Source organism: Nocardia fodinahabitans (assembly GCF_052983615.1).
Genome location: NZ_JBRJJC010000001.1, coordinates 4,542,814 through 4,556,840, shown reverse-complemented (window position 1 = coordinate 4,556,840; position 14,027 = coordinate 4,542,814). Strand labels below are relative to the sequence as shown.

The following is a 14,027-nucleotide window of genomic DNA, read 5'->3' as shown; positions in this document are numbered from 1 at the left end:
CAAGCCGAAACAGAAGAAGGTGGGTACGGAGAAATCCGTACCCACCTTCCGTTGTCAAGCCAGTGGGCTAGCTCAGCAGCATCTGAGCGAGGCGCCCGTCGGTGGCCTTCATGTTTTCCGAGCCCGACAGGGTCTTGGTACCGATCGCCTGAAGCTTGGTGTTCAGGTCGATCGACTGCGACTGCCACTTGGTCTGAAGGATGGTGAAGGCCGTCGAGCCCTCACCATCAGACCAGTGCTCCTCGATGAAGCGCTGGAACTCGTTCTCGTAGTCCTGCAGGGCAGTGGTGATTTCCCGGGCCTGCGTCTGAAGGCCGGCGCCGGCGTCGTTGATCGCGGCGAAGTCATACCGAATCGAACCGATATCAGTCATTGGCGTTCCTTAAGGTTGTCAGCAGGAGGATGATCAGGATTTCATGTTCAGAGTCGGAGTCGGCGTGTCAGCGGACTCCGCGATGATCTGCTGCGCGTTGTCGACTTCCTCGTTCGTGATCGTCTTGGCGATCTGCGAGACGTTGTCCGAGCTGTTGTACAGCTGGTTGTTCAGCGCGCGGGCGGACTCGAGGTAGGACGTCATCGCCTTCTGGAACGCCTCACCCGCGGCGCCCTGGAAGGCCGGGTTGTTGACGTTGGTGGCGTGGCCTTCCGAGTTCCGGATCATCGCCTCGATCATGTCGTGCTTGTCTTTCATCTTCGTCGAGAACGTCTCGATCTCGGCGGGCGAAGCGGAAAAACCCATCTTCTGGCTCCTTCGTGGTCAAGGTGGACCAGACCCCCCTGCTGGCGATCTGAGCCCTTCTACTTAGGTTCGACGCACCGACGGTGCGTTCGGTTCCATCATCTTTCGGAGAAGTTTCCGAAACCTACGGCGAGATCGACACTGATCGCATCACTTCCTCGCACGCAGTACTGACAGTCCCCCATCCTCCCGAGCCGTGCTGGCAGCCGACGTTGGTCTGGACGCCATGGTCGAGAAGGACGTACCACCTGACGACGGAACCGTCGCCAGGAAGCTCTTGGTAGCCGATCCCCCGGCGCCCGGCGAACACCACATCGCGTTCCGGCGTGCCGAACCGCCCGGGCTCGGCGCGTGAGATCCGCGCGGTGATGTCCCTTAGCACTTCATCATATCCAGCCTGGTCCGCGACAGTGTTGTACGTCACAGTAATTCGGCCGGGGGTGGCTGTCTGTGGAACGAGCACGGCTCGGTCCGCTGGTGAGCCGGTGGCGAGGCGCCAACCGGACGGGATGTCGAAGGTAACGCGGCCCATTGCGTGCTGGGCGGGGGAAGCGGCCGGCTGGGTGGTCGACGGTTTCGGTGCCAAGGACTCCGGAGTCGTGGATACCGCGGCTGACATGCTCCGAGCGGCGGTGGTTCCCGCGGCGTCGGCGTCGCTGCTGCGAGTGGCCACGACCGCGACGATGCCCGCGGTGACGACCGCCAGCGATACCGCCGCTGCCGCAATGATTTTGGTGGTGCTGTGGCGCGGCGAGGGTGCTGTGGCGGCGGCGCGTTCGCGGAGGGTGCCCACCCATTCGGCGTTCTGTGCCGGGATCGGGCGTGCCCGGTCGTCGTTGAGTCCGGATTGCGGCAGCAGCAGGGCGGTGAAGGCCAGTGGTTGGACCAACGGGGTCGGTTGCGTGGTCCAGGTTTCGGCGGCGAACTCGCGCAGGCGCTCCAGCAGGTGGTCGTCGGTCGGGCCGACGATCAGTACCGATGTCGGGCGGGAGCCGTCGGCGACCTCGCGGATCATGGCCGCCAGGCGGTCGATGTCGTCGTCGTTCCAGTCGCCCGCGCCCAGGGTGGGTTCGTGCTCGCAGGCCGCGACCGAGATCTGGTCCCGGGAACGGTCGACCGCGCTCACCGTGACGGCCAGCGGGTCGATTTCGATGACAACGACGAACTCGGTGGTCGCGAGCGTCTGGCGCAACCGGGCGACACGGGCGGCGATCGGTTCCAGCGTGACCGAACCCGAGTACCTGGCGAATGAGCGGGCGAGGATCGAGCGGCGGGCCGTCGACCACGAACTGGGATGTGCGACACCGATGCTCGCGCCGGGCGGAGTCGGTGCGACGCCGGCGAGGACATCGTCGACCACGGCGTCGGTGGCTGCCGCGATCGAGAGCGGGTGCGGCTCGTAGCCGATCCATGGCGAGTCCGCCATGGCCAGCGCCGAGACCGCCGGTTGCGACGGGCCGGTGGGCGCGCCGACCAGGATGCCGTTCGGCACCGGCATCACCGTGGGCGCGACATCCACGTGCCGGGCAGCGGTGCGCGCCAGCACGCGCGCATCGCCGACCACGACGTCGATGTCGGTCACAAGGCCGGTGCCCATGCCAACTGCACCAGATCGATCGCGTTCCTGGTGACGAGGGTTCCTCGACCCGGGGGCATCGCGCTGGCGCGCACGGTGCCGAAGAGCTGTCCTTCGTCGCGGCTACCGCTCATCACCAGGCCGATGCAACCGACGTCGCGCATCCGGGACACCACGGGCTCGTAGAGCGCCCGCGACGCACCACCGGATCGGCGGGCGATGATCAGGTGGAAGCCGATGTCCTTGGCGTGCGGGATGAATTCGACCAGCGGCGAGAGCGGGTTACCCGACGGGGTGACGACCAGGTCGTAGTCGTCGATGATCAGGTACAGCTCGGGACCTGTCCACCACGAGCGCGCTCGCAGTTCCTGCTGCGTGATGTTGGCGCCCGGCATCCGGGACTTGAGGATCCCGACGACCTGCTGGACGAACGGGGTGAGCACTTCCGCCGAGGGCGCGTAGCCGGCCAGGTGATTCGTCTCGATGGTGCCCAGCAGGGTGCGCCGGTAGTCACCGAGGATGATCTTGGCCTGCGACGGTTCGTTCGATTCGACGAGACCCTGGACGATTCCCCGCAGCAGCGCGGTCTTACCGCACTCGCTATCACCGAAGACCAGGAAGTGCGGCGTATCGGCCAAATTCAGCATGACCGGCGCCAGCTCGGACTCGTTGACACCGATCGGCACCAGCATGTTCGGACGCGACCGGTCGACTTCCGCGGGCCAGTTGCGCATGCCGAGCAGCAGCTCGTTCCGGTCCAGCAAGTCCGGCAGCGTGCGTGTGCCGGGGGCCGGACGACCGGGAGTGCGCTGTGCGATCAGTTCGACCGCGTGGGCGACACCGGCGCTCAGGTCGAGCGGGTCGGAGCTGCCGTCGACGCGGGGCAGCGCCATCAGCATGTGCAGTGCGTCCGGGGTGATACCGCGGCCCGGACGACCCTGTGGCACGAGCGAGGCGAACTTGCGGCCGATGTCGGAGTCCATCGGGTCACCCAGTCGGAGTTCGATGCGGGTGGCGATCTGGTCCTTGAGGGCTGGGCGCGCTTCCATCCACCGGGACAGGCCGATGACGACGTGCACGCCGTACGAAAGGCCTTGCAGGGCAAGGTTGGTGATCTGCTGTTCGAGTGCCTCGTAGTCCTGGCGGATCGTGCCGAAGCCGTCGATGACGAGGAAGGCGTCGCCGTACGGGTCGGCGTGCGCGCCGGCCGCGGCGGGGCTGCTGTTGGGGTCCATCGCGCGCAGGCGCCGGTACTCGACCATGGACTCGATGCCCAGCTGATGGAAGCGCTGTTCACGCTGCCGGACGAGGGTGCTCATCTCGGCGACGGTGCGACGCACCTTGTCCGGGTCCAGACGGTTGGCCACGGAGCCGACGTGCGGGAGTCCCTCGAGGCTGGACAGCGTGCCACCACCGAAATCGAGGCAGTAGAACTGCACCTGCTCGGCGGTGTGGGTCATCGACATCGACATGACCAGCGAACGCAAGGCCGTCGACTTACCCGACTGCGGGCCACCGACGATCGCCACGTGGCCGCGGGCACCCGACAGGTCCAGCATCATCGGGTCGCGCCGCTGATCGTACGGGCGGTCGACGATACCGATCGCGGCGCGCAGGCTGGCGATCGGCGAGTACTCGCCGGTGATGATCGAGCGCGGGTTCAGCTGGTCCAGGGTCGGTGCCTCGTCGAGCGGCGGCAGCCAGATCTCGTGGGCGGGCCGGCCGTGGCCGGTGATGCGGGACACGAGCATGTTCAGGTTCGACATCTGGTCGCCGTCGTCGCCGGTGGGCTCGGGCTCGTAGGTCGATTCCGGTGCGACCGGGATCCGGTCGGAGGTGCGGAAGGCGACGTGGTTGGCGCTGAAAGGGCGTGCGTTGACGTCGATTTCGCCGCCGACGATGCCCGCGCTGGTGACCTCGCGCTGTGAGCCGCCGCCGACGTACGGGCCGGAGACGTAGGAGGCCTGGAAGCGCTGGATCTCGCCGGAGTCGGCCTTGAGGTAACCGCCACCGGGTGAGTTGGGCAGGTTGTAGGCGTCGGGGACGCCGAGGACCTGGCGGGACTCGTTGGCGGAGAACGTCTTCAGGCCGATGCGGTAGGACAGGTGGGACTCGAGGCCCTTGAGCTTGCCCTCTTCCAGTCGCTGCGAGGCGAGCAGGAGGTGGACGTGCAGCGAGCGGCCGAGGCGGCCGATCATCACGAACAGCTCGGCGAAATCCGGGTGCTGGGTGAGGAGTTCGGAGAACTCGTCGAGCACGACGAACAGGGCGGGCAGCGGGTCGAGGTCGGCGCCCGCGGCGCGGGCCTTCTCGTATTCGGAGACGTTGGCGAAGTTGCCCGCCTGGCGCAGGACTTCCTGGCGGCGGTTCATCTCGCCCGCCAGCGCGTCCTTCATCCGGTCGACGAGGTCGGCCTCGTCTTCGAGGTTGGTGATGACCGCGGCGACGTGCGGGACGCCGTCGAGGCCGAGGAAGGTGGCACCACCCTTGAAGTCGACCAGGACCAGGTTGAGCTGGTCGGGCGAGTGGGTGGCGAGCAGGCTGAGCACGAGGGTGCGCAGGAACTCGGACTTACCGGAACCGGTGGCGCCGATGCACAGGCCGTGCGGGCCCATGCCGTTCTCGGCGGCTTCCTTGATATCGAGTTCGACCGGAGCACCGTCGGCACCGATGCCGAACGGCACGCGCAGACGCTCACGTCCGTACCGCGGACGCCAGGCGCTGGCCGGGTTGAAGTTGCCGATGTCGCCGAGGCTCATCAGCTGCGACCAGGTGGAGATGGTCTCGGAGTCGTCGGTTTCGACGTCGCTGCTGCGCTGGGTGGCGGCGCGGTAGGGGGCGAGGCGGCGGGCGGCCTGCTGGGCCTGCTCGGCGCTGACGCGGTCGATGGTGGCGAAGCGCTCCTGGTTGCCGGTGGCGCCACGGCCGAGGCATTCGCCGTCTTCGACGACCATCTTGATGCCACGCGAAACGGCAAGGCGGGGTGCGTAATTGCACAGGTCGATGATGGTGACGCCCTCGAAGCCGGATTCGCGGAGCTGGTCGTCCTCGGCCTCGAGCAGGCCGCCGTCGACGACGATCACCACGTGCACCAGGTTCGGGTTGTTCGGCTGGTTACGGGAGTAGCGCACGCGGTTGCCGAGCAGCGGGTGCAGGCTGCTCAGGGCTTCGCGGATGGAGCCGTAGAACATGCGCTGGGTGCCGATGCCGTCGGAGACCTCGGGGTGCTGGGTGTGCGGGAGCCACTTGGTCCACTCCCACTCGCGCGCGGTGTCGGGGCCGCAGACCACGGCGACGAGCACCTGGTCGGGCGCCTGGAACATGCACAGCTGCAACAGCATCGCGCGGGTCATGTCGCGGGCCTGGGCGCGGTCGCCGTCGAGGGCGATGGTGCCGAAGCCCTTCACCGCGATCGCGGTGGGCAGGTCGGGGACCGTGGAGTGGGCGCGGACGAAGCGGCGCAGGGAGACCGCGGCGATCGGTTCGAGCTCTTCGACCGGGCCGGTCTCCGGGGCGACCAGGCGGGTGGCCAGGCGCTGACCGCCGAGGCCGATCCTGGCGTGGCAGAAGTCCTTGTCGCCGGAGCGGCGCTCCCACATGCGGCTGGTGCCGGCGAGCATCCAGATCAGGCCGGGCTCGGGGTGGCTCCACTCGACGGCGGCGCGCTGCTGCTTGGCGGTCTCGTCGACGTCCTTGCGGACCTGGTCGAGGTAGCGCAGGTAGTCCTTGCGGTCCTCGTTGGCCTCGGCGGCCTTGGCGCCCTTGCCGTTGCCCTGACCGAACATGGTGACCATCGACATGATCATCATCAGCGGGAACATCATCGACATCGGGTTGGACAGCATGCCGCTGCCCTGGGTGAACATCAGCGCCATCATGCCGACCATGCCGACGACCATGACGACGGGCATCATCTTCATCAGCAGGTTTCCCGGCGTGATCCGGGGGATCTCGGGCGGCGGCTGCAGGGTGACCTCGCCACCGGGCGTGCGCGGCATCTCGCGCCGGGCACGGCGCTGGAACCGTACTGTGCTCATGGTCGAAGACTCCCCCTGCTTGACTACTCGCTGTCTTCCCTCGCGACGGGCTCAGTGTAGAGGTCGCGGCCGACATGTCGTATGGTTCGTCAGGCATTCTGCTGTCCGAACGGTGAGTTCCGCAAACTGTCGATCGCCCGAGGGGTCGAGCGGAAACACGAGGTAGAGACGGAGTTGGGGGAGTTTTGACGCACGCGCGACTCGATCATCTCGAGGAGGATTCCGCGCGCGGCATTGTTCGCGCACCGGATCTGGCCCGGGTGACGATTCTGGCCAAGCACACGCAGGTCGACATGGCGATTCCGGTCGACGTGCCGGTCGCGCTCGTCATTCCGAGCGTGGTCGACATGGTCGCTCAGCACAGCCGTTCCAACGATTTCGACAATGACGGTGAGCGCTACGAGCCGGCCGAATGGGTGCTCGCCCGCATCGGTCATCCGCCGTTCTCGAATTCGCTCAGTCTCGGTGAGCACGGGGTGCGCGACGGCGAACTCCTCATGCTGGAGAGCGCCTCGCACACCGCGCCGACGCCGCTGTTCGACGACATCATGTACAACGTCGCGATCGCCGACGCCGACCACTACCGCAGCTGGACCCCGAAGACGGCGCGCATCACCGGTTCGGTGCTCGCCGCGATCACCATGCTGGTCGGCTGCTTCGGTCTGCTCGCCGCCCCGGACGCGCTGCCGTTCTGGGTGACCGGCTCGCTCGCGCTGCTGGTCACGATCCTGTGCGTGGTCGCGGGCACGGTGCTCAGCCGCATGTACGGCGACACCTCGGCCGCGCTGGTCCTCGGCGGCTGCGCGCTGCCGACCGCGTTCACCGGCGGCATGCTGCTGGTCCCCGATCATTACGGCTGGGCGCATCTGCTGCTCGGCGCGACGCTGTTCGGCGCGACCGCCGTGCTGGCCTGGCGCGTCACCGGGGTCGGCCTCGCGCTGTTCATCGGCGCGGCCGCGGTCTCGGTGTTCGTCATTCCGGCGGCGCTGGTCGGGCTGCTCACCGAGCAGCCGGTCAAGGCCATCGGCGCCGTCGTCGCGGCGGTCGGGCTGGCCGGGCTCTCGCTGTCGCCGCGGGTATCGATGCTGCTGGCGAAGCTGCCGCTGCCGCCGGTCCCCTCCCCCGGCACCCCGATCGATCCGACCGAGGACGATCCCGACGACCACCGCGCGCTGCCCACCCTGGACGCGCTGCGGGCCAGGTCGGAGCGGGCCCGCAACTACCTCGCGGGTCTGGTCACCGCGACCACGCTGGTCACCGTCGTCGGCGCGCTGCTGGCGATCGACGCGGCCGCGGACGACCCGTACTGGCCCGGCATCGCACTCGCGCTGGTCTGCGCGGCCGTGCTGATGTTCCGCAGCCGCACCTACGCCGGCGCCGAGCAGGCGATCGTGCTGATCGCGGGTGGCGCGTCGATCGTGCTGATCATGCTGGTCGGGGTCGCGCTCGAAATGCGCCAGCCGCTGGTGGTTTTCGGCGCCGCGCTGGCGATCCTGATCGCCGCGCTGGTGATCGGCCTGATCGTGCCGAACCAGTCGGCGACGCCGCCGATGCGCCGGGCGGTCGAATTGCTCGAGTACGCGTTCGTCGCCGCGGTGCTGCCGCTGGTGTTCTGGGTCGCCGAGCTCTACTCCCTCGTCCGCGGGCTGTGAACGCGAGCCTGCGCGTCGCGGCGGCGGCCGTGGCGCTCGGCGTGGGCGCGTCGTTCGGGGTGGGTGCGGCGCCCGCCTCGGCCGACCGGCCGCCCGCCGCCGATCCCGCTGATCTGCCCGCGGGCGATCCGGCCGCGCCGCCGGAGAAGACCGAAGTCGGCTCGAACGCGGTGTGCACCACGGTGGCCACCGGCGGTGACGGGCCCGCCATCCCGGACGCGCAACGGTCCCTCGATCTGACGCGGGCGTGGGAGTTCTCGCGCGGCGCCGGCCAATTGATCGCGGTGATCGACACCGGCGTGAGCAGGCACGACCGCCTGCCCGACATGATCGCGGCGGGTGACTTCGTCGCCAATTCCGGTGACGGCGCCGAGGACTGCGACGCGCACGGCACCTTCGTGGCCGGGTTGATCGCGGCGACCCAGGTGCCCGGTCAGGGATTCGCGGGGGTGGCGCCGGAGGCTCGCATCCTCACGATCCGGCAAACCAGCAAGATGTATCAGAAGGAGGGCGCCAACCGGAACAAGGCGCCCGAGGATCTGCCCGACGGCTACGGCAACCTGAACACGATGGCCTCGGCCATCCGGCGCGCCGCCGATATGGGCGCGGGCGTCATCAACGTCTCCGAAGTGTGGTGTGGCACCAACAAGGACGTCAACGACCGGGCGATCGGTGCGGCCCTGCAGTACGCGGTCGAGGTCAAGAACGCGGTTCCCGTTGTGGCGGCGGGTAATTCGGATACCTGCAAGACGGCGAACACGGTGGTCGACCCGCTCGAGCCCAACGCCGACCCGTGGACCAAGACCTCGATGAACGTCAGCCCCGCGCGCTGGGACGAGTACGTGCTGGCCGTCGGCTCGATCGACGCGAACGGCGCACCGTCGAAGTTCACCGTCGCCGGACCGTGGCTCAGCGTCGCCGCGCCCGGCGAGAACATGACGTCGCTGAACCCGCGCGGGCCCGGCACCGCGACCGGAACGGTGAACCAGCAGGGCCAGACCGGCCCGATCAGCGGCACCAGTTTCGCGACACCGCTGGTGTCCGGCGTGGTCGCGCTGGTGCGGGCGCGGTTCCCCGAGCTCAGCGCCAAAGAAGTGATGAAGCGGATCCAGGCGACCGCGCACGCGCCCGCCGAGGGCTGGAACCAGTACATCGGCTACGGCAGCGTCGATCCGATCGCGGCGCTCACCGCGGAGGTCACCGGGCCGTTGCCGCCCAAGCGGCCGTCGCCGGCCAAGCAGGTGCAGCTCGCGGTGCCCGCGCCCGCGCCGATGCCGGACAACACGGCCAGGAATGTCGGGCTGATCGGGGCGGGCGTGGTCGGTCTGCTGTTCGTGCTCGGCATGCTCGCCTCGTTCCCGATCCGCCGCCGGTTCGGCGTACGCGAAGACACCTGAGGGAGCGGACGCGGTACCGTCCTGGTCGAGCGCACTCCGCGCAGCCCGTCGACCCAGGTAGCAGTATGGATTCGTTGACCACAGAGCCGCGCCCACCGACCCGCAGACAGCGGTGGGAACAGGCCACCAACCTGCCGATGATGGTGCTGGCCGTGCTGTTCCTGCTGCTGTATGCGTGGCGGGTGCTCGACACCGATGCCTCGCCGACGCTGGACGCCTGCCTGGTGTGGGCCGATGTCGGGATCTGGGCGGTGTTCGCGGTGGACTTCGCGGTCCGGCTGCGGTTGTCGACCGATCGGCCCCGGTTCGTCCGCAAGCATCCGCTCGACCTGCTCGTCGTGCTGGTGCCGCCGTTTCGCCCGCTGCGCCTGTTGCGCGCCGCGCTGCTGCTGCTCGACTCGCTCAACCGGGCGACGCATCCGCGGACCCGGCTGGTCACCTTCGTCGGCACCAGTTCGCTGCTGATCCTGCTGCTGTCGAGCCTGGCCTTCTTCGATGCCGAGTACGGTGCGCCCGACAGCAAGATCGAAACCTTCGATGACGCGCTGTGGTGGTCGGCCGTCTCGGTGACGACGGTCGGCTACGGCGACGTCTACCCAGTGACCATCGAAGGCAGGCTGGTGTCGCTGGTCCTTATGTTTCTGGGTATCGGCCTGATCTCCTTCGCCATCGGCACCATGACCAGCTGGGTCGTCGAGCAGCTCAAGACCGTCGACGACGCGGCCGACCGGACCGAACGCACGCTGGCCGAACTCGTCGACGAAGTGCGCGAGTTGCGTTCGGAGGTCGCCGAATTGCGGGCGCGGTCGGAGTCCCCGCCCGTCGGCTGACTACTTGCTGTTGGCGACGGTGGCCACCGGCTGCTTGGCCGGGGACGAGTCCGGCGCGACGCCGTCGTGCGCGACCATCGCGTCCTCCCGGCCCAGGCTCGGGCCGCCCGCGAGCAGCCCGACGATCGGCCACGGCGCCGGCTCGGCCTTCACGTTCTCCAGCCCGAGCGCCTTCACCGCGTCGGAGTTCTTGATGCCGAAGCGAACTCCGGTGTCGGCGATGTAGAACAGGCTGTCCTTGCGGCGGCTGTCCGGTTCGATGCCGGTGGTCTGGACGTAGGCGCCCGAGGCGGGCGGGATGTAGACCGAGTCAGCCTTCGGGCCGGAGCCGTCGGCCTGGGCGAGGCTGACCAGCTTGGCCTTGTCCGGGATGGGCAGGTCGATACCGGTGAGCACGGACAGTTCGGCGCGGGCGGTGGCGTCGTTGTTGTCGGTGGCGCCGGGGATCGGCTTCCAGGACAGGCAGCTGACCGGCTGATCCTTGGCAGTGACCAGGGTCGGCCGCTCCTTCGGGTAGTTGTCGACCTTCAGTGACTGCGAAACAGGCGCGTTCACGCGCTCGGTGTTCTGGATCGTGGTGCCCGCCATGGTCGAGTTGACCGAGTTGCGGATGATCTGGGCCGTCACGGCCGAGATTGGCTGCAAGCCGTCCTGCAGCACGACGAAGTCCTGGTTCGGCGCGTTGAACACCTGAACGACATCGCCTATCCGATGACCGCTGACGTTGTAGGTCGGTACACCACCCGGGTTGGCGATGACCGGCGAGACCACCGGCAGCACTTCCGGAATCGCGTTGAGCACACCCTCGCTGATCGGGCGCGGGGTGACACCGGCGATGCCGAGCGCGAGCGTGACGGCCGGGTCGTTCATGTTCACCTTGGCGCGCTTGCTGTCGAAGACGAGGAAGACGTCGTCCTTGGCCTTGACGAGCAGCGCCTTGTCCGCCGGCATCGCCGAGGCCTTGTCGCCGAGGTCGAGCGAACCGGCCAGCACCGAGGTGGTCAGATCGGCGGTGCCGTCGGACTTGAGCTGGTCGCACACCGACCACTGCCGGCCCTTGCCGTCCTTGTCGTACAGCAGCGACGACGGCGCGCCCGGAATGCCGATCAGCTGGCCGCGCGGCTTCTTGCCGAGTTCGGATTCCTTGACGATGACCGCCTTGGCCGCCTCACCGGCGGCCAGCCGGGCAGAGGCCAGGTTGAGCGCGGGGTGCACGACGTTCTCGATGACGACATAGACGCCACCGGATTCCTTGCCGATCAGGATCTTGTTGTCGCCGATCTTGTCCTGCGGGCGCAACAGCGCGAGGATGCCGCAACCCGCCAGCACGACCAGGCCGAGTACCAAACCCACCGCGTATGCCCGGGACTGGGCGCGCATCGGATCGTGCAGCATGCGCACGTCCCGGCGCACCAGGGCGTGCTCCATCCGCCGCACCAGGAAGCGGTAGCCGCTGACCTGCCAGCGTGTAGTGGGTTTTGAAGGCATGGTTCCTCCCCCGAACAGTGCTCTCGTCCGGGCAACACAGTACAGTTCCCGGCAGCACTTGTTCACATTCGGGGGAGGAACCAATGGCCGAGTACACCGGTGCTGGTCCACGTCCACTGTTCGGTCGCATCACGTTGCCGCAGCTGCTCATCGCGCAGGTGCTCGGCTTGACCGTCGGGCTCATCGCGCTCGTCTGCGGCCTCGGGCCCTTCCCCGCCCTCGGCATCGCGGTCGTCGTCGCGCTCGTGCCGCTGATCCCGATCGGCAAGCGCACCGTGCTCGACTGGCTGGGCACGATCCGCAGCTACCTCGGCAAGCGCGAATACACCCTCGGCGACACCGTCGACTTCCGCGACACCGACGGCCGCTCGCTCGGCCTGTACTGGGACGGCAGCCGGGTGGTCACCGTGGTCGAGGTGCTGCCGCCCAAAGGCGGACTGACCAGGATCGCCCGCACCGCGGTGCACGCCTCGCACCTGCTCCCCCTGCCCGAGCTGGCCGCCTGCCTGCACCAGCACGACATCCTGCTCAGCGGCATCGACATCATCAGCCACGGCCACCGCAGCCGCTCCGGCACGCCCGCGGGCGCGATCTACGAGTCGCTGCTCGGCCCGCTGCCAGCGACCGCGCACCGCACGGTCTGGCTCGCGATCAGCTACGACTCGGTGCAGTGCCCCGACGCGACGGCCCGGCGCGGCGGCGGGACCGACGGCGCCTCCCGCGCGGTCACCATCGCCACCCAGCGGATCATGCGCACGCTCGAGGACGCCGATTGCAGCGCGCGCATTCTCACCGCGCCCGAGATCCGCAAGGCGGTCCAGCAGATCACCTCGGGCCTGGACCCGCGCACGCTGACCCAGCGGTGGAAGTTCGCCGAGATCGGCAACACCGTCAACATCGGCAGCGCGGTGGACCCCAAGCAGCTCGGCTCGGATCTGCTCGCGCAGCTGTGGGTCGCGCCGTCGCGGGGCACGACGGTCGCGGTGCGGCTGCGGCCCGGCAGTGACGCCGAGTCGGTGAGTGTCGGTGCCGCATGGCGTTTGACCGCGCGTGAGCTGCCGGAGAAGACCGCGTCCAAGGGCATGGTCTCGATGAACGGCCGCCACCGCGACGCGCTGCTCGCGCATCTGCCGATCGCGGTGCCCGGCGTGGACGACACCGTGCCGACCACCGAGTACCCGATCGATGTCATCGGCGCGCTGCACCTGCCGTCGGCGGGCTGCGGCCAGCTGCTCGGCTCCGACGACGAGGGCAACGGCGTCGCCACCAGGATCATCGGCGCCGGTATCTCCTCGGTCTACGTGGCAGGCGAGCTGTATCTGGCCCAGCAGCTGGTGTTCCGCGCGCTGGCCGTCGGCGAGCGCGTCCTCGTCCGCACCGATCGCGCGCACGCCTGGGAACACCTGGTGAACACGGTCGGCAATCCGGAGCGGCTGACCATCGCGGTCGAAACACACCAGTCCGACGCGGGTTTCACCGCCACCGTCGTCGACGGTGTGCTCGCCCCCGCGCCGCACGCCGGTGTCACCACCATCTACCTCACCGGCGACCCGAACGGCTGGCCCGCGTCGCGCCCCGATCTGGAGATCTTCCAGCCGGGCGCGATCGGCAACCGGGTGGTGCTGCGCACCGGAACGACCAGGGTGAACCTCACCCTGGTGTCGATCCCGCGCGAGGCGACCTACATCGGGCAGCCGCGCGGGCAGCGCTCGATGGCGCCCGCCTGACCGATCAGCCCGGGTAGGGGTCGGCCGCCCGGGCGGCCCGCAAAGTCCGTCCCCACCAGGCCAATTGGCCGAGCATTCGCGCACTCGCGTCGATCGCGGCGTGATCGTCGGTGGCGCCCTCGGCGTCGAAGCGCCGCTTGGCCTGGGCGAAACTCACCGATTCGCGTACCGAGACCATGTGCAGTTCGGCGACCACCTGCCGCAACTGCTCGACAGCCCGCAAGCCGCCCGAGAGACCACCGTAGGAGACGAAGCCGATCGGTTTGGCCCGCCACTCCCGTTTGGCACTGTCCAGCGCCGTTTTCAGGGACGCGGGATACCCGTGGTTGTACTCGGAGGTGACCACCGCGAAGGCGTCGGCCGCGGCGAGCCTGGCCCGGAACGCGTCGACCTCGGGAGTCTCGGTCAGATCGACGGGCAGGGCGATGTCGCGCAGATCGAGTACGCCCACCTCGAACTCCGGCCGCTCGCCCAGCACACCGAGGAACCAGTCGGCCACCGCCGGCGCGAATCGCTCCGGGCGGGTACTGGCGACGACGACCTCCAACCGCAACGGTGTGTCCATACCGCGAGCTTATCGA

The 14,027-nt window shown here is 68.6% G+C and carries 10 protein-coding genes; 4 read left to right on the top strand and 6 right to left on the bottom strand.

Annotated elements, in window-relative coordinates:
• Nucleotides 1-67 precede the first annotated feature (67 nt).
• The 4 genes from NV348_RS21125 to eccCa all read right to left on the bottom strand — a co-directional run bounded on the left by NV348_RS21125 (nt 68) and on the right by eccCa (nt 6,352).
• On the bottom strand, nt 68-373 hold the full coding sequence (locus NV348_RS21125) for a WXG100 family type VII secretion target (RefSeq protein ID WP_447148439.1): 306 nt from the start codon (nt 371-373) through the stop codon (nt 68-70).
• 33 nt (nt 374-406) lie between these two features.
• Nucleotides 407-739: a WXG100 family type VII secretion target gene (locus tag NV348_RS21120; RefSeq protein ID WP_447148438.1), complete on the bottom strand. Its 333-nt coding sequence runs from the start codon at nt 737-739 to the stop codon at nt 407-409.
• Between the two features lie 124 nt (nt 740-863).
• Entirely contained in the window at nt 864-2,336 is a 1,473-nt protein-coding gene (locus tag NV348_RS21115; protein ID WP_447148437.1) for a type VII secretion-associated protein, read from the bottom strand.
• Nucleotides 2,318-6,352: a type VII secretion protein EccCa gene (gene eccCa, locus NV348_RS21110; protein WP_447148436.1), complete on the bottom strand. Its 4,035-nt coding sequence runs from the start codon at nt 6,350-6,352 to the stop codon at nt 2,318-2,320. The genes NV348_RS21115 and eccCa overlap by 19 nt, the downstream gene beginning before the upstream one ends.
• Before the next feature lie 185 nt (nt 6,353-6,537).
• On the opposite strand from eccCa, the gene eccD reads away from it, so the two are divergent.
• The 3 genes from eccD (at nt 6,538) to NV348_RS21095 (ending at nt 10,231) form a co-directional block, all read left to right on the top strand.
• Nucleotides 6,538-8,004, top strand: coding sequence for a type VII secretion integral membrane protein EccD (gene eccD / locus NV348_RS21105; RefSeq protein WP_447148435.1), 1,467 nt, complete (start codon nt 6,538-6,540; stop codon nt 8,002-8,004).
• Entirely contained in the window at nt 8,001-9,401 is a 1,401-nt protein-coding gene (gene mycP / locus NV348_RS21100) for a type VII secretion-associated serine protease mycosin (protein ID WP_447148434.1), read from the top strand. The genes eccD and mycP overlap by 4 nt, the downstream gene beginning before the upstream one ends.
• 74 nt (nt 9,402-9,475) lie before the next feature.
• Complete coding sequence (locus NV348_RS21095) at nt 9,476-10,231, top strand: potassium channel family protein (protein ID WP_447148433.1); 756 nt, start codon at nt 9,476-9,478, stop codon at nt 10,229-10,231.
• On the opposite strand, the gene eccB is transcribed toward NV348_RS21095, so the two are convergent.
• Nucleotides 10,232-11,719 (bottom strand): type VII secretion protein EccB, encoded by a 1,488-nt coding sequence (gene eccB, locus NV348_RS21090; protein WP_447148432.1) that lies wholly within the window; start codon nt 11,717-11,719, stop codon nt 10,232-10,234. It abuts the gene before it with no gap.
• Nucleotides 11,720-11,802: 83 nt separating this feature from the next.
• Between eccB and eccE the strand changes: the two genes are divergently transcribed.
• A complete protein-coding gene (eccE, locus tag NV348_RS21085; RefSeq protein WP_447148431.1) occupies nt 11,803-13,446 on the top strand; it encodes a type VII secretion protein EccE in 1,644 nt (547 codons plus the stop codon).
• 4 nt (nt 13,447-13,450) lie between these two features.
• Here eccE and NV348_RS21080 read toward each other — a convergent pair whose 3' ends face one another.
• Nucleotides 13,451-14,011, bottom strand: coding sequence for an NADPH-dependent FMN reductase (locus tag NV348_RS21080; RefSeq protein ID WP_447148430.1), 561 nt, complete (start codon nt 14,009-14,011; stop codon nt 13,451-13,453).
• Between the last annotated feature and the right edge of the window lie 16 nt (nt 14,012-14,027).